The organism is Fervidicoccus sp. (assembly GCF_049967375.1).
GTDB lineage: Archaea > Thermoproteota > Thermoprotei_A > Sulfolobales > Fervidicoccaceae > Fervidicoccus > Fervidicoccus fontis.
In genome coordinates this window covers 19,074-34,853 of record NZ_JBMFSV010000003.1, presented here as the reverse complement: position 1 = coordinate 34,853, position 15,780 = coordinate 19,074, and the positions used below count along the sequence as shown (strand labels likewise).

Sequence of the window (15,780 nt, the reverse complement as noted above, 5' to 3'; positions counted from 1 at the left end):
GATTTCTAATATCATTTTTTACTTATATTGACTTGCTAAAGTATTATATTGTTTTTTATTAACTGATATATCTCAAGACAAAATTATCAGATTCTTTTATTATTCCTTTATTTAAATTGCAACAAATTTTATAAAAATTTCTTATATCGCAAAAAATACATTGATAAATTTTATTGCTTGGCTTCTTCTTTAGGTTTCTCTTCACTTGGTTTTTCTTTTTCCTCAGCAGTTTCTTCCTTCGGCTTTTCAGGTGCGATTATTTCTTCAATAAATTCAACTTTTTTAATTCCTTCAATATAGTTAAATATTTCTCTAGCTAATGCCCTTTTTGCTAGTTGAATATCTGGATTAATCATCTCAGTTTCAGGTATTTTTATTTGAACAAAGCCTTCCTCTTTGGATATTTTTATGTTATAATCATCGATATTTTTAGGTCTTAGCCTCCTCTTCAATAATGCCTTTACTTTTTCATCGTCATTCTGTAAATATTTTATCACTTTAACTTCGTAAACAATAGTTTTTCCTGCCAAAGGATGGTTAAAATCTACTAATACTCTTCCTCCAGTTACATCTCTTATTAATGCAGGTACGCCATTTATTTCTACAACTTTTCCAGGAACAGGCTCTACGTCGCCTTTTTTAAACTCTCTTATTGGTATTCTTCTAAGCCTATTCGGATCTCTCTCTCCATAAGCTTTTGAAGGAGGTAATTCTATTACTTTCTGCTCTCCTTCATTCATTTCTTGTAGCGCTTCTTCCAGACCTTTGACTACTCTCCCTTCTCCTATTATAACTAACGTTGGCTCATATGTTTTATTTTCATCATAGATGTTACTTTCTTTCGCTTTCTCAGAATTTGTTGTATCAACCACTGTATTAGTTTCCTTAACAGTAGCTGTATAATCGATCAATATAAAATCTTTTTCCTTGAAAGGCATTGCATACACCTCTATATGAATATTATATTGTTTTCTTTTGTTTAAATGCTTTCTAAAATACACAAGCTTTTATTATTTCCTAATAGGTTATAATGCTTTATTTAATATGGAATTTTAATTTAATAGAGTTTATATCTTTTTAAGAAATTCGTTGTTTTTTATTTATTAACTTCATAAAATACCTTGTCCTTATTACAACTGAAGGTCTTGTCATTTACAACTGAAACCCTCGCCCTTTAGGGCAGGGAGGAGGTCAGAGTGACAAGGAAGTCAATATATGCTCTAAGATAAAAGAAGTTCTAAGAAAATTCAAATCCTCTGAGGTAAAGACCGATGTCTGCAAGAGGAACCAATATTTTTCTCTTTAAAATACCCCACCCTAAGAAAGTTTCGTCCTGAAGTAAAACCAGATATATGCCGCTTTCGTTTCTTTTTATCAATGCTATCTCATTCAAACTTATAGTTTTTCCAAAACTGATTTTTGCATTTTTAACATATATAATGCCTTTTTCGAGTTTTTTCGCTTTTAAGCTAATTTCTGAACCTAATTGAAGTGATGGTTTATATCGGTTGTTCATAATAGAACCTAAAAAAAGACCAATACTGTAGGGTAAAATACCGTTTTCTTTCAGTCTTGCATATAAATTTTCAAGCTCTTTGGACATGCAGAAGATATCTTTTCTTTTTTTCCTCTCATTGCAATAAAAAATGAAACAGTCGTTCAAGATTTTATCTACTCCATAGCCAAATACTTTTTTTAAAAAAACATCTACTTTTTTCTTTCCAACTTCACAAGGAAATATCTCTTTTAACTTTATTTTTTCCTCATCAGACATAGGAAAAACCCTTCCGTTTTATCGGTATTAGGATAAAGTCTCAAGCAGTTTTTTAGTTCGTCCCCAAAAAATATGTCATTATATTCTGGCAATCCTTCATTTCCTTTAACTCCATTGTATCTTGTAGGAAGTATTTCTATATCTTTAAGTTCGTTCAATACTTGAGATATTACGTATTCATTTTCTTCCGGAGCTATACTACATGTAGAATAAAGAATTTTGCCGCCTCTTTTCAAGAGTTTAAATGCTTTCTTAAGCATGCTTATTTGAAGAGGTATCATTTTCTTATAATCTTCAATGCCTTTTGAGAATTTTCTCTCTTTTTTATATACAATCAATCCTTCGCCTGTGCATGGTGCATCTAGCATTACTTTATCAAAATATTCATCTAGCCCATTTATTTTTAAAGCATCTGTCCTTAATACATAGACATTTTTTGCATTCAATCTCTCAATATTTACTCTTAGTTTCCATATTCTTTCTCTATTGATATCAATGCTTAAAATAATGCCTTTGTTCTTCATCAGTTGAGCCATATGAGTAGTTTTACCTCCTGGTGCAGCTGCCATATCTACAACTTTATCGTCTTCTACAGGAGAAAGAACTTCTGATGCTAACATGCTGCCGACTCCTTGAACGTATATCTTACCGGACAAATGCTCAACTGTAGAACCTATGGAAAAAGGCTCTCTTTTTATGTAATAAGCGTAATTCAAATATGGCGTTTTTTCTAAAATAAATCCTTTTTCTGTTAAACTTCTCTCGACCACATTACAGTCTTTAACTAATATAGAGTTACATCTAAAGCTTTTTTCTATTCCCTTTTCCGCAGAAATTAAATACTCTATTGCCTCTTTATCCCCCATAAACATTATGTATCTTTGAGCCATAAAGGGAGAGATGCCAAATTTTTCGGCAATTTCTACTGCTTCCTTAGTTATTTGAATGTCAAATAATTTTTTATTAATATACAAAATTTATCAACCATTTAAAGTTAAATTTAAAACTTTAAAAATATGTATATATTATTAATAAATAAAAAATTTAAATTTGATTAGAGTTGAGAAATGTGAATTTTGATTATAGATATTTTTTTGAGCCTAAATCGATAGCAGTAATAGGAGCAAGTAACAACGAAACTAAGCTTGGGCATCAAGTTTTTAAAAATTTGCTTTCTTACAAAGGAAAAGTTTTTCCAGTAAATGTTAAAGAAGAAAGCATAATGGGAGTGAAGGCATACAAAACAATTAAAGATATACAAGATGAAATTGATCTCTCAGTGATCGTAGTACCGAAACCTGCAGTAAAGCAAGCAGTAATTGAAAGTGGGGAGAAGGGAGCAAAAGGAATAATAATCATTACTGCAGGATTTGGTGAAACTGGAGAGAGAGGGAAAGAAGAGGAAAGAGAACTAGTGAGAGTTGCCCATGACTATGGAATGAGAGTTATTGGACCTAACTGTGTAGGAGTAATGAACACTAAAATAGACTTAAATGCAACTTTTATAGAAAAAGCTAAGAAAGGAAGCGTTACCTTTATATCTCAAAGTGGTGCGCTAGGAGGAGGTATTGTGTATAAGACCATAAAAGAAAACATAGGCTTTGCAAAATTTGTTAGTGTAGGAAATATGAGCGATGTGGACTTTTCTGATCTTATAGAATATTTTTCAAGAGATCCTGATACAGCCTCAATACTTTTATATTTGGAAGGAGTGAAATCTGGGAAAAGATTCTTAGAAGTTTTGAAAGAGCACTCAAAAGAAAAACCTATAATTGCTTTAAAAGGAGGAATATACGGTACAGGGGCTAGGGCCGTATCTTCTCACACAGGTAGCATTGCCGGAAATGCCGAAATTTTTATGACAGCCTTAAAGCAAGGAGGGGCTATAAAAGCTAAAACCATTGATGAAGCTTTGTCGATGGCTAGATCCTTCACGCAACCACTTCCTAAAGGGAAAAGAGTAGGGGTCATAACAAATGCTGGAGGTGCAGGAGTTTTAATTTCCGATTTGATAGAGGAAAATGGTTTAGAAATGTCTAAGCTTAAAGATGAAACAATAAGCTATCTCTCATCCTTTCTCCCTCCTATGGCATCTCTTAAGAATCCTATTGATATGATAGCTAGTGCTACTGGTAATGATTACTATAGAGCAACTAAAGCTTTTTTGAAAGATGATGATGTAGACATAATTATAGAGTCTTGCGTCGTTCCCACATTCGGAGGCATGACCAGAACTGAGCATGCAGAGGGCATAGTAAAAGCGATTAATGAAAGCGAAGTCAAGAAACCTATCCTAGCGATGTTTATGGCAGGAGATGTAAGCGAAGATGCTAGAAGGTTTCTTGAAAGCAACGGAATACCTACATATGAGAGACCTGAAGATGTAGTTTCAGCTGCAAGAGCTCTTTACTCTTTTAGCTTAATTTCCTCAAAAAATAGGTGAAAAAAATGAACATTAAAGAAATAATTCTAAATAAAGAGGCTGGAAAAAGAGCTTTTTTGCTTGGAAATGAAGCAATAGTAAGAGGTGCTTTAGAAGGGAATATATCATTTTTTGCTGCATACCCTGGAACACCTAGTAGCGAAATTCTAGACACTTTTTCTGCTATAGCAAAAGATGCAGGAGTATATGTAGAAGTTTCAAGTAATGAAAAAATTGCCTATGAAGCTGCTTTGGGTGCTTCATGGAGCGGACTCAGATCTATGACCTCAATGAAGCATGTTGGTCTGAATGTTGCAGCAGATGCATTTATGAGCACTGCAATGAATGGAGTTAAAGGCGGTTTTGTCATAGTTGTTGCAGACGATCCAAGTATGTGGAGTAGCCAAAATGAGCAAGATACGAGACTTTTTGCTAAGCTAGCTAATCTTCCAATCGTTGAGCCAAGTTCTCCCGATGAAGCGAGACTATTTGCGAAAGAGCTTTTTGACTTGAGTGAAAAGTTCGATACTGTAGTTGTTTTGAGGTCAACTACAAGGCTTTCGCATATGAGAGGAGAAGTAGTTTTTGGACCTCTGCCTGAAAGAACACAGGCTGGAAAAAGAGCCTCAGGTGATTTTTCAAAGAATCCGGAGAAATTTGTTAACCTCCCATTAAACGCCAGGATTCTTAGACTGGAATCATTAAAGAGAATAGAAAAAATTAGAGAAGAATTTAATCATAAATTTAATTACATTGAAGGAGATAAAAGCTCAAAAGTAGGAGTTATAGCTAGCGGATTAGCATATGCATATGTAAAAGAAGCGCTTAGCTGGCTAGATATCAATGATGTAAAAATACTAAAGCTCGGGACACCTTTCCCAGTACCATTTGGACTCTTAAACGAATTTTTCAATGGTTTGGAAAGAGCTATAATAGTTGAAGAGCTTGAACCTGTAGTAGAAGAGCAGGTGAAAACTTGGGCTTTTGACAAAAATATTAAAGCAGAGATAAGGGGAAAAGACCTCGTTCCGAGATATTATGAGCTTTCTACTGATAGAGTTGTTACTTCGTTGGCCAAGTTCTTTGGAATTAAATCGCCAGTTGATATTGAAAGGGCAGAATTTATAGAAAAAAACATTGAGGCTAAAATCCCAAGAAGACCACTCGTGTTCTGCCCTGCGTGTCCTCATAGGAACGTTTTTTATGTAATCAAAAAAGTCACAGGGTATAATGGAATATATCCAAGCGACATTGGGTGCTATACTCTCGGATACTATCCTCCAATGAAGCTTGTTGATACAAGCACACATATGGGTTCATCGATAGGTCTAGCTCATGGGATAAGCAAGGCATTAGAGGGCAGTGCTTCAAAAAAACCGATTATAGCAACAATAGGCGATTCTACATTCTTTCATGCAGGTCTACCTGCTCTCGCAAATGCTATCTATAATAGGTCCAATTTCATATTGTTTGTACTTGACAACAGAACAACCGCAATGACTGGACATCAGCCTCACCCCGGAACGGGCTATTCTATTTCTAACAACGGAAAAGAGATAAAAATAGAAGACATAGCTAAAGCAATGGGTGCAGACTATGTTGAGGTTGTTGATCCATATGATATGAAGGCAACTGAACAAGCTTTAAGAAAGGCTCTATCTGTTAACGGAGTAAGCGTTATAGTAGCTAGGAGGGAGTGCGCTTTGCTTTACGCTTCAAGAGTGAGAAGATCTGGCCAGAAATTTAAGAGATATGTCATAGATGAAGAAAAGTGCACAGGATGCAAAACATGCATTCTTACATTTGGCTGTCCCGCAATTTCCTGGAACTCTGATAAGAAAAAGGCATTCATTCAAGAAGACCTTTGCTATGGCTGTGGCAGTTGTGTAAGTGTTTGTCCGTTTAACGCTATACACGAAGGTGAGTAAAAATGAAAGAATATAACATCATAATTTCAGGTGTTGGAGGTCAGGGTGTAATAACAATAGCTAACTTGATAGGGCTTGCTGCGTTCAAACAAGGTATTAAGGCGAGAGTAGGAGAAATACACGGATTAAGTCAGAGATTTGGAAGCGTATTTACGCATGTAAGAATAGGCGAAGATGTATATAGCTCTATTGTACCGCTTGGGAGGGGCGATCTATTAATCTCGCTTGAAGCAATTGAAACGCTTAGATACTTAAAATATATGAAAAAAGATGGTCTCATATTAATGAATACTTTGATGACAGAACCTTTTAAGACCATATCAGTTGATCCGAAAATCGCTGATATTAATGAAATAAAGAAAATGATGAAGAGCGCCTTTGATGGAAAAATACTGATAATTAATGGAAATGAGCTTACAGAAAAACTAAAAAATAGTTTGCTCTTAAATACAGCAATTATTGGAATTGCGCTGACCATTCCTGGTTTTCCATTAAAGGAAGAAAGCATAAAAGCATCTATTGAGGAAATGTTCGACAGGAAGTATGTTGAATTAAATATTAGAGCGCTCGAAGTTGGAATGAATTATGGTAAAGAAATTCTCTCAACTCAATAACAACTGAAGCTACGTTTAAAAACACATAGAAAAAAATAAAAATCTTTTTTCATCATTTGATAAAATAAGACATAGAATATAATGGGCCCGTGGCTCAGCCAGGTAGAGCAGCGGGCTTTTAACCCGTTGGTCCCGGGTTCAAATCCCGGCGGGCCCGCCACATTAAATGAAGATGGGCTCCTAAACATTTTATATCTATAAGGAAAGATTGAAGATTTATAAGTTCAATGTTATATTTCTTTTTTGGAAGGAAGATTTGAAATAACTCGTCATGAGCGAAATTTAGACCATATTGCTCCCTTATGCCTTAATAAATACAAAATAAATAATAAATATTCTAAAATATTCTAAGGAGTGCCAATAATAATGACCAACAATGAAATTACAAATGGAAAGTGCTTAGGAGAATTGAGCTTTGTTGGATTGGGGCTATCGCTTTCTCACATCTCAATAGAAGGGATAAAAAAACTTAAGTCCTCTGATTTTATATTTTTAGAGGGCTATACTAGTTTTTATTTTCCAGAAATTAATGCGGCAATGAAGGTCATAGGTATAAAAAGTGACCGTTTCAAGATTATTAGTAGAAGAGATATCGAAGAGAAGTCTGGACAAGAAATTATTGATTTATTGTTAAAAGGAAAAAACATTTCAATGGCAGTGATAGGCGATCCTTTTATTGCGACAACACATCTCTCTTTAAAAAACTACGCGAAAGAAAAAGGTTGCAAGGTTAATTATATTCCAGGAATAAACATTTTTTCCTATGCTATGTCAGCTACTGGTCTCTTTAACTATAAATTCGGTCCGTCTGCAACAATCGTTTACAAAAGAGAAGGCATACTTTCAGTTTATCCTTATTTAGTTTTATCAGGAAACTTAAGCAGAGGACTTCATACTTTTTTCTTTTTGGACATAGACGCGGAGAGAGGTCCATTGAATGCTAGTGAAGCAATTAAGTTACTAATAGAAATGGAAAAAGAAGAGAGATTAGGGATAATTACGCCTGAAACAAAAATTGTTGTTCTAGAAAGACTTGGCTGGCCTGATGAGAAGATATATTACGGTAAAATAAGTCTCCTTTATAACATGAGATTTAATCCGCCTAATTCTATTATTATTCCTGGAAAGCTCCACTTTATGGAAGAACAGTCTTTAGAGGCGTTTTCAATTGAACGAAATGAAAGATAGAATTGCTACATATATAAAAATGGTGGAAAACGCTTTAGAACAGACTGAATGCCAAAAATCTTCTTTGAACAAAGAGGAGTCAGATTTAATAAATCTGGCAAAATTATATCTCGAAGATTCCAAATATTATCTTGAAAAAGAAGATCTTGTTACTTCGCTTGCAACTATTTCATATGCAGAGGGACTTTTAGATGCTTTAGCGAGGTTAGGGAAACTAAAAATTGAATGGAAAAGAGAGAAACGGAAAAAAGTCCTCATTACAGGTACGTTTGATATTTTGCATGAAGGACATATAAGATTGATAGAGGAAGCCTCTAAGCTTGGAGATGTATACGTGATAGTTTCAAGAGATGTTAATGCAAAGAAAAATAAGGGAAGAGAAGTAATCTTTCCTGAGAATTCCAGGTTAAAAATTGTAAGCTCTATCAAAAATGTAAAAATGGCAATGCTTGGAGATGAAAATGATTATCTTAAAAAAGTTATAGAAGTTTCTCCAGATATAATCGTTTTAGGACCAGACCAAAAGTTCGGTGAGGAACAATTAAAAGAAGAACTTAAAAAAAGAGGTTTAAATAATGTAGAAGTAATAAGATTAAAGAATAGGTTCAATGATTTTTATCCAAATAGTAGCACGCAGGTTATATTGGAAGTTATGAAAAAATTCTGCATTTAAAAATTTTAATGAACAGAACACGAGATGCAGGGGTCAAAGAGCCTAATTATTTTCTGAACTTCTTGATGAGCTTTTTCTAACTGTTCAGCTTTGTTTATCAATCCAATCTTCTCCAAATGGTACATTGAAAATGCCTCCATTGAGATCAAGTTTTGGGATGTTGGGGGAATTATATTTGCATCTTCAATGAGTCCGCGCTTATTTACGGTATATCTATGATAAAGGATCCCTCTTGGAGCCTCAACTGCTCCGTAGTAAGTACCTTCTTTTATCTCAAAACTTTTTTCGTTTACTTGAACATATCTATAATTATCGATAAAATCTGTTATTCTTAGGATAAATTCATAAAGTTCTGCTATTCTAGCAACTATGCTATAGCTCATATTTTTCAGCGGCGGCATGCATCCATAAGACTTCAGCATTCTCCTGACTTCTCCTCTAAGATTGTAAAAAGAAGTATTGAACCTTGAGATCGGTCCAACGACATAGTTTTCTCCGCTTCTAAGCCTATATCTAAGAGAATTCGAGTATGGAACCTGCTCTGGTACTACTTCCTCTTCGAATTTACTTATTTCAAACCTCATTTCATCGCTACATATATTCCTTGAAATGAATGGATATTCTATAGCGTCACACAATACTAAAGGCTTTATTTTTTGCTCATAACTTGGGAATTTGTCTTGGTTGTCAAGTACGAATTCGGAAAGTTTTCTTGCATATGTAATAGCTCTTTCTGATTGCGAAGATAAAGCTTCTACTTCCTTCTTTTCTGGCATGCTGTAGACTCCACCAACTCTAATGTTAACAATATTATGGAACCTACCACCTAAAACCTTCATAAGTTTCCGAGACCACATAAACAGATCTGTTGCCATCTTATATATTTCAGGGTTCTTATTAAATACCTCTAAAGATGATGATGCATTCAAGAGATCTGGAAGTTGCAGATATAGTACGTGCAGAACATTGCTTTTGATATGTTCATTTATAAAAATCGCAGGAGGAGGTTTCTCCTTCTCTAACAATTCTGTAAATTTTTCTACATTTCTTTTTTCTCCTTCTATAAATATCTCTACTTCTGCTCCTCCCTTATTTACAACATATCCGAACAAGTTTAAGTTAGTTGCTAATCTGTAAACAAATGGTCTAAACCCTACTCCCTGAACGACACCTACAATTTTTATCCTATGGGCTATTTTCATTAATCCTCCTCTTTTTCAGTTCAATTTAAAAATTTATTCTATAATTCTAGGCAACAATTTAATAGCAATAAACATCGATACAAGAACAAATATTGTTATTATCAACATGTCGCTTCCTATATATAAGCTACTCTGAACCAAAAGTGTTCTAAGTGCTGAAACTGTATATGTAAGTGGATTAACAAAAGAAATTACCTGGATAGGTCTAGGCATTACCTGAATTGGGTAGAGCGCATTGCTCGCAAAGAACAGTGGCATTGTTATTGCGCCAACTATTCCCATAAATCTCTCTCTAGTTTTTAGCGTTGATGCGATAACAATTGAAATGGCTGTAAAGCCCATTGATGCAAATGTCAGTATGAAATATCCTAATATAAGATCTAAAGGATCGGTTGTAAGCTTTGCACCAACTAACGCGGCCGCAACAAGGACTATTATATATTGTGTTGATGAACGCAATGCTCCTGCAAGAGATCTTCCAATAACAATATAACTTCTGGGCATTGGAGACGACAATAGCCTTTTTAGAACACCAGACTCTCTTTCAAATACAAGCATGATTCCGTAGGAGAGAGAAATAAATGTTGAAGACTGAAGAATAACTCCAGGAGATATAAATGTGACGTAATCTCCAGTAGAGGGAAATGCTCTTACCTTTGCCATTACGCTACCAAATACAGCAACCCAAAGTATAGGCTGAATTGCTCTGGTAAATATTTCTACAGGATCGTGCCTTATTCTTCTTAGCTCCATTTCAGCCATCGCAAAAATAGAGATAAGATTTTCCTGCTTCATTTTATCCACCCATTCTTATCATTTTCCTTTCACTTATGAGTTCTTTCATTCTTCCTTCCTCCTCTTCTTCAATCCTCTTTCCCATTAGCTTAATGAAAACATCATTCAGAGAAGCTTCTCTTATTCTAAGCTCTTTGACTTCTATTTTTTCTGCTTCTAAAGCACTTAATATTCTTGGTAAAACAAGTTGAGATTTTTCTACTAGAAATGTTAAGACATCAGAATTCTCCTCTATGATATCTATCCCAAAATTTTCAGCAATTATAGCTTTTACCTTTTCTTTATTGTCTACTTTTAGAGTGACTCTATCTCCTCCAATTATCATTTTAAGATCTTCTGGTTTACCGCTTATTACCTGCTTGCCTTTATTTATTATCGTGATCATATCTGCATATTTGTCTGCTTCATCCATGTAATGCGTAGCAAAAAGCACCGTTGTTCCGAATTCTTTTTTATATGAGATAACTCTTTCCCATACGTTGTTTCTAGCGATAGGATCAAGCCCAATAGTTGGCTCATCTAAAATGAGTATTTTTGGGCGGACCATTAAAGCTGCTGCTATCTCCAACCTCCTAAACATTCCGCCTGAATATGTTTTTACCAGCCTTCTTGAAGCATCTTTTAAATCCATAAAATCTAGAGCTTCTTCTATTCTTTTAACTCTTTCGCTTTTTGGAATCTCGTAAATCTTCGAATAAATAAGTAAATTCTCATATCCAGTCAAATCTGTCCATAATGAAACTTCCTGAGGCACGTAACCCAACATGCCCCTTACCTGCTGAGGGTTCTTTCTAACATCTAAACCAAAAATATATGCTGTTCCTTTAGTAGGGGTAAGCTGAGTTGTAAGTATTCGTATAAGAGTTGTTTTTCCTGCACCGTTAGGTCCTAAAAGTGCATGAATTGATTCTTCTTCTACATCAAAGCTCAAATCATCTAAAGCCTTTACCGATTTATCGTAAATTTTTACAAGTCCTTTTATCTCAATTGCTTTCGTAAAAAAAACACCTTTAAAGCTGTTATAAGAAACTCGTTAACTAACAGTTGTTTTTAATAAAATTATTCGTTAATATAGTTAAATGAAAAATTTGCTTATAAAACTTTTATGAAAAAATATTTATTAAATTAAATCAAATTTGTCATTACGTATATTCTTAAAATTAAAAATATATAGATATTAAATATACTCGTTGTTTTCAAAAAATAATATTTTTAAGTAATGTATTATTAGAATTTATTAGAGTTATTTTAAAATTGTCTGATACTTTATTAAAAGGTTTTTTAAAAGAAGATATATTTATTAATAAAAGAAATTAAAAAATAATTAGATGACTAAATAAAGGGGTATTTTATATGAATTATAATTCGTTCTTAAATAAGGAAATTTCAGACTTTCTATCACTAGAAGTACCAGGATTTCCAGAACCACCACAGGGAAGAAAGGTAATAATGTTCAGCGAAGGAAGACCTAACTTTTCGAGGTTTCCATTAGACAAAGCCCTTCCATACGTACAAGAGGTCTTTAAGACAGAATATCAAACAATGCTACAATATCCACCAATAAAGGGAAACCCTGAACTAATGAAAGAATTGAGAAAGCTTATGGAAAAGTACGTGTCTCTTAAGGGAACTGAAGATGATGACATGATTATCATGTCAGGAAGTCAACAAGCTTTATATATGGTTTCTAGAATACTTGTAGACCCTGGAGACTATATAGTAGTTGAAAGACCAACTTATCTTGAGGCTATATTCGCTTTTACGTACAATAAAGCTAAAATGCTTGGCGTTAATCAAGATGAAAACGGAATGAAAACAGATGAGTTGGAAACTCTTCTAAGAAAGCTAAAAAGCGAAGGGAAAAGAATAAAATTTGTGTATACCGTTCCAAATTACCAAAATCCAAGTGGAGCAACCTTACCAATGGAAAGAAGGAAGCATCTATATGAGCTCGCGTCTCAGTATGACTTTCTAATATTTGAAGATGACGCTTACTGCTATTTGAGCTATGAGGGAAAAGCACTACCTGCGATTAAATCATTAGATACCGAAGGAAGAGTAATATTTACTAGCACCTTAAGCAAAATCCTTTCGCCAGGGCTTAGAATAGGGTGGGTATTTGCAAACAAGGAAATTGTTAAAGCCCTTCTTGCTGCGAAGGAAGTCATAGACCTAGGTGTCTCTGGTATATCTCAATATTTAGCGACAATCTGGCTCAGAAATGGAATTCATGAAGAATTCTTAAAAATAGCTATTCCATGGTATAAACAGAAAAGAGACATTATGCTGGAAATGCTAGATGAACTGTTCCGCAATGATGCTCACTGGACAAAGCCCAAGGGAGGATTGTTTATATATGTGCAATTCAACAACAAGAAAGTTAACACACAAAAACTATTAGAATATGCGAAGAAAAAGGGAGTACTATTCGTCTCTGGACAACCATTCTATCATGACTTCAGCGTGTTAAATACTATAAGGTTAAACTTTAGCATGCCAACTGAAGATGAAATAAAAGAAGGAATCAGGCTACTGAGAGAAGCTTATGATGAATATCTATCAAGCGGACTTTAAAATTAACTTTTTTATTGAATTTAAATTGTTTGGCGAATAATTTTTAAACTCCTAAAATAATCCCTTTTTTAATGCGTGAAATTTTTGGTGTTAGCATATGTCCGGAAATAAGCAATCTTTTATTATAATAAACGCTCATTCAGGAAAAGTAAAGGATAAGAAGATAGTAGAAGGAGAGTTTGAAGAAGTTGTAAAAAATGCTGGAAAGGAGTTTTTATTGAATGAGTGGTTACCTTCCTTCAGTGATTTCATGATACTTAGGGATATTTTCGAGGTGGAATTAAAATCTAGCCTGCCAAAAGAGGTAATTTCAAAGTACAAAGAATATAACTTAAAGAGAAAAGATAAAGATACTCTTGTTGCAACCTTGCCTGTGTACTTGATAGTCTATGAAAGTCTGAAAATAAGTGAAGACAGCTATCATGATAGAGGAGTTTCTGTTGTTGCACCTTATATAAGAGAAGAAGATGCGCAACTTCTTTCTGAATTGCTGATCGAGACAACTAAAAAGCCTACATTAGAAGAAATAGAAAAAGAAGAAAATATTGCAGAAGAATTAGAAGAAGAGGACGAAGACGTAGAAAAGGAATAAAAATTTTTATTAAACGAATTATATTAAATATATGATAAGAAGCCGGGTAGTCTAGCGGCCAAGGATGCGGGGCTTTGGACCTTCTCCTCTCCTCCCATATCTTAGGCAATACTTTGTTTCTTAACGTGAACTAAAATGGTAAGAGAGAAAGTGTCGAAAAATTATGATGAATTCTACTTTGAATACGGTGAAAAAGAACTAAAAATTCTAAACGAGAAAAGAAAAAAAGCTAGAAATATTATGGGTATACTTGAATCTAAGAACATAAGATCATTTTTGCACGGTAGCGTGGCAAGAGGAGATGTGCACAGTAAAAGTGATGTAGATATTGTAATCCTGCAAGACATTCCCTCATATGTAATTGAGCTAACCCTTGAATCTTTTGGGATTTTGCCTGTTCTCAAGAGAATAGTTCAGGCAACACCATCGAACTCCCCAAAGGCATATCTAATTTTGGACCCCGAGGAAGAGGTAGTAGTGAGCTTTCCCTTGACAAAGCTAATGAAGAGGGAAGTAGAATTCTATTCTTTTGGGGGAATTATAGACTATGGGCAACTTATGAAGAATGTGAGAGTACCCGGAGTAAACAAAAAGCTTGAGCTCATAAAACCTATTGAAGAAGGTTATACGAAGAGCTCTATAATAGGTAGAGAAGAAGAAATTGCCAGTCTTTTAAAAATAAGCATTGATACAATATTGGAAAGAGAGAGAGTGTTGATAAGGAGAGATGAAAAAGGGAGAACTGGGGTTTATTTGAACATAGAGCTATATCCAGAGGACCCAATAGAAGATGCCGTATTAAAAGCTTCAGAAAAAAATCCTGCTCTAAAGAAGGTGCTTAGAGAGAGAGGTAAGTATTGATGAGCATTAAAAAGTCAGAAATAGCTGCTATATATGGAAATAAGCTTCCAGTTGGTTGCAACTTATGTTTTTCTGGGATCAAAGCGGTCATATTTTTAACAGGTTTATGCAATGAAAAATGCTTCTATTGCCCAGTAAGCTATTTGAGAAGAAATAAGGATTTGATATATGTAAATGAAAGAAAGATTGAAAATTTTGAAGAAATTTTTGAAGAAATAGAAAGATCTGGAGCAAAATCGGCGAGTATAACTGGCGGAGAACCTTTAATAGTTTTTGATAGAACAACGAAGATAATCGAATTGCTTAAACAAAATTTTGGAAGCAATTTTCATATCCATTTGTACACAAATGGCATTTTAATTAATGAAGATGTGTTAAAAAAGCTAGAAAAAGCTGGATTGGATGAGCTTAGAATTCATCCTACGATAGATGGAATAGAAAAGAAAGTAGTAATTGCAAAAAAAGTTACTTCTCTTTCAGTAGGAGTCGAAATTCCTTCTTTACCTGGGAAAGAAGAGTGGATGATAAAATTAGCGGAATTTCTTGATAAAGCTGGAGCCGATTTTTTAAATATAAATGAACTGGAAGCCAATGAGACAAATATAAAGAATCTAAGAATAAACGGATTTGTTATCAGTGATAACGGTATAGTTGTTAATGGAAGCAGAGAATCCGCCATGAAAGTTATTGAATACGCAAAAAAGCATAGCTTAAAAATACCTATACATTTCTGTCCTGCTATATTTAAGGATGCCGTCCAAACCAGAAATCGATTTATTATTACCGCTCAAAATGATATCAAAATTTATGAAAAGGCTGATGGAGGATTAATCAAATTCGGAATTTTAGAGCCAGAAAGTACTGATATTGAGATAGAAAAATTTATTGATGAAGGTTTGATACAAAGATGCAGAGATTCTCTTTGCTTTCATTTAGATGATTTAAAAAAATTAAAAGATCTTATCAATAAGAAAGGAAAAGCATATGTAGTTGAAGCGCATCCTACGAGAGAGAGATTTATTGTTAATAAGTCGAGATTATTTTAATTATTTTCCTCCTATGGGTCAGGTCTCAAGAGTTTAGTCCAAGTATCTTTAACTCTTTTATCTACTTATTTAGGATGCAAATAGCTTTAAATCTTAAAGAATGATATATCA

At 34.1% G+C, this 15,780-nt stretch carries 15 protein-coding genes and 1 tRNA gene; 10 read left to right on the top strand and 6 right to left on the bottom strand.

Features of this window, described 5'->3' with window-relative positions:
- Positions 1-170: 170 nt before the first annotated feature.
- The 3 genes from ACP5SL_RS01175 to ACP5SL_RS01165 form a co-directional block, all read right to left on the bottom strand.
- Entirely contained in the window at positions 171-938 is a 768-nt protein-coding gene (locus tag ACP5SL_RS01175; protein ID WP_148683679.1) for a peptidylprolyl isomerase, read from the bottom strand.
- 299 nt (positions 939-1,237) lie between these two features.
- Entirely contained in the window at positions 1,238-1,774 is a 537-nt protein-coding gene (locus ACP5SL_RS01170) for a hypothetical protein (protein WP_014558163.1), read from the bottom strand.
- The gene (locus ACP5SL_RS01165; RefSeq protein ID WP_014558162.1) at positions 1,753-2,748 is read right to left on the bottom strand and encodes an RsmB/NOP family class I SAM-dependent RNA methyltransferase; all 996 of its coding nucleotides are present in this window, start codon (positions 2,746-2,748) and stop codon (positions 1,753-1,755) included. Before ACP5SL_RS01165 ends, ACP5SL_RS01170 begins: the two co-directional genes overlap by 22 nt.
- A gap of 95 nt (positions 2,749-2,843) precedes the next feature.
- Here ACP5SL_RS01165 and ACP5SL_RS01160 point away from each other — a divergent pair, with 95 nt between their 5' ends.
- From ACP5SL_RS01160 to ACP5SL_RS01135, 6 genes are all read left to right on the top strand, one after another.
- Complete coding sequence (locus tag ACP5SL_RS01160) at positions 2,844-4,217, top strand: acetate--CoA ligase family protein (RefSeq protein ID WP_428228059.1); 1,374 nt, start codon at positions 2,844-2,846, stop codon at positions 4,215-4,217.
- Between the two features lie 5 nt (positions 4,218-4,222).
- On the top strand, positions 4,223-6,124 hold the full coding sequence (gene iorA, locus ACP5SL_RS01155; protein ID WP_428228058.1) for an indolepyruvate ferredoxin oxidoreductase subunit alpha: 1,902 nt from the start codon (positions 4,223-4,225) through the stop codon (positions 6,122-6,124).
- A gap of 2 nt (positions 6,125-6,126) precedes the next feature.
- Complete coding sequence (locus ACP5SL_RS01150) at positions 6,127-6,738, top strand: indolepyruvate oxidoreductase subunit beta (protein WP_014558159.1); 612 nt, start codon at positions 6,127-6,129, stop codon at positions 6,736-6,738.
- Between the two features lie 83 nt (positions 6,739-6,821).
- Positions 6,822-6,898, top strand: a tRNA-Lys gene (locus tag ACP5SL_RS01145).
- Between the two features lie 206 nt (positions 6,899-7,104).
- Positions 7,105-7,926, top strand: coding sequence for a diphthine synthase (dph5, locus tag ACP5SL_RS01140; protein ID WP_148683677.1), 822 nt, complete (start codon positions 7,105-7,107; stop codon positions 7,924-7,926).
- The gene (locus ACP5SL_RS01135; RefSeq protein ID WP_014558157.1) at positions 7,916-8,599 is read left to right on the top strand and encodes a pantoate--beta-alanine ligase; all 684 of its coding nucleotides are present in this window, start codon (positions 7,916-7,918) and stop codon (positions 8,597-8,599) included. Before dph5 ends, ACP5SL_RS01135 begins: the two co-directional genes overlap by 11 nt.
- Positions 8,600-8,604: 5 nt before the next feature.
- Here ACP5SL_RS01135 and ACP5SL_RS01130 read toward each other — a convergent pair whose 3' ends face one another.
- From ACP5SL_RS01130 to ACP5SL_RS01120, 3 genes are read right to left on the bottom strand one after another with little or no spacing between them, the layout of a single operon-like run.
- Entirely contained in the window at positions 8,605-9,801 is a 1,197-nt protein-coding gene (locus ACP5SL_RS01130; protein ID WP_428228057.1) for an acylphosphatase, read from the bottom strand.
- A gap of 33 nt (positions 9,802-9,834) precedes the next feature.
- Entirely contained in the window at positions 9,835-10,596 is a 762-nt protein-coding gene (locus ACP5SL_RS01125) for an ABC transporter permease (RefSeq protein ID WP_148683674.1), read from the bottom strand.
- A 1-nt stretch (position 10,597) separates the two neighbouring features.
- The gene (locus ACP5SL_RS01120) at positions 10,598-11,560 is read right to left on the bottom strand and encodes an ATP-binding cassette domain-containing protein (protein ID WP_428228075.1); all 963 of its coding nucleotides are present in this window, start codon (positions 11,558-11,560) and stop codon (positions 10,598-10,600) included.
- A gap of 389 nt (positions 11,561-11,949) precedes the next feature.
- Between ACP5SL_RS01120 and ACP5SL_RS01115 the strand changes: the two genes are divergently transcribed.
- The 4 genes from ACP5SL_RS01115 (at position 11,950) to ACP5SL_RS01100 (ending at position 15,669) form a co-directional block, all read left to right on the top strand.
- The gene (locus ACP5SL_RS01115; protein WP_428228056.1) at positions 11,950-13,170 is read left to right on the top strand and encodes a PLP-dependent aminotransferase family protein; all 1,221 of its coding nucleotides are present in this window, start codon (positions 11,950-11,952) and stop codon (positions 13,168-13,170) included.
- 97 nt (positions 13,171-13,267) lie between these two features.
- Complete coding sequence (locus tag ACP5SL_RS01110; protein ID WP_014558145.1) at positions 13,268-13,762, top strand: DUF2286 domain-containing protein; 495 nt, start codon at positions 13,268-13,270, stop codon at positions 13,760-13,762.
- Positions 13,763-13,897: 135 nt separating this feature from the next.
- Positions 13,898-14,623, top strand: a complete 726-nt coding sequence (locus tag ACP5SL_RS01105; protein ID WP_014558144.1) for a nucleotidyltransferase domain-containing protein — start codon at positions 13,898-13,900, stop codon at positions 14,621-14,623.
- Positions 14,623-15,669, top strand: a complete 1,047-nt coding sequence (locus ACP5SL_RS01100; RefSeq protein WP_193803840.1) for a radical SAM protein — start codon at positions 14,623-14,625, stop codon at positions 15,667-15,669. The genes ACP5SL_RS01105 and ACP5SL_RS01100 overlap by 1 nt, the downstream gene beginning before the upstream one ends.
- Positions 15,670-15,780: the final 111 nt, after the last annotated feature.

Excerpts from the sequence above, each read along its gene's own strand:
- ACP5SL_RS01130 (WP_428228057.1), bottom strand. The coding sequence starts at position 9,801 with ATGAAAATAGCCCATAGGATAAAAATTGTAGGTGTCGTTCAGGGAGTA.
- ACP5SL_RS01135 (WP_014558157.1), top strand. The coding sequence starts at position 7,916 with ATGAAAGATAGAATTGCTACATATATAAAAATGGTGGAAAACGCTTTA.
- ACP5SL_RS01115 (WP_428228056.1), top strand. The coding sequence starts at position 11,950 with ATGAATTATAATTCGTTCTTAAATAAGGAAATTTCAGACTTTCTATCA.
- ACP5SL_RS01150 (WP_014558159.1), top strand. The coding sequence starts at position 6,127 with ATGAAAGAATATAACATCATAATTTCAGGTGTTGGAGGTCAGGGTGTA.
- ACP5SL_RS01110 (WP_014558145.1), top strand. The coding sequence starts at position 13,268 with ATGTCCGGAAATAAGCAATCTTTTATTATAATAAACGCTCATTCAGGA.
- ACP5SL_RS01105 (WP_014558144.1), top strand. The coding sequence starts at position 13,898 with ATGGTAAGAGAGAAAGTGTCGAAAAATTATGATGAATTCTACTTTGAA.
- ACP5SL_RS01100 (WP_193803840.1), top strand. The coding sequence starts at position 14,623 with ATGAGCATTAAAAAGTCAGAAATAGCTGCTATATATGGAAATAAGCTT.
- ACP5SL_RS01175 (WP_148683679.1), bottom strand. The coding sequence starts at position 938 with ATGCCTTTCAAGGAAAAAGATTTTATATTGATCGATTATACAGCTACT.
- ACP5SL_RS01170 (WP_014558163.1), bottom strand. The coding sequence starts at position 1,774 with ATGTCTGATGAGGAAAAAATAAAGTTAAAAGAGATATTTCCTTGTGAA.
- iorA (WP_428228058.1), top strand. The coding sequence starts at position 4,223 with ATGAACATTAAAGAAATAATTCTAAATAAAGAGGCTGGAAAAAGAGCT.
- ACP5SL_RS01125 (WP_148683674.1), bottom strand. The coding sequence starts at position 10,596 with ATGAAGCAGGAAAATCTTATCTCTATTTTTGCGATGGCTGAAATGGAG.
- dph5 (WP_148683677.1), top strand. The coding sequence starts at position 7,105 with ATGACCAACAATGAAATTACAAATGGAAAGTGCTTAGGAGAATTGAGC.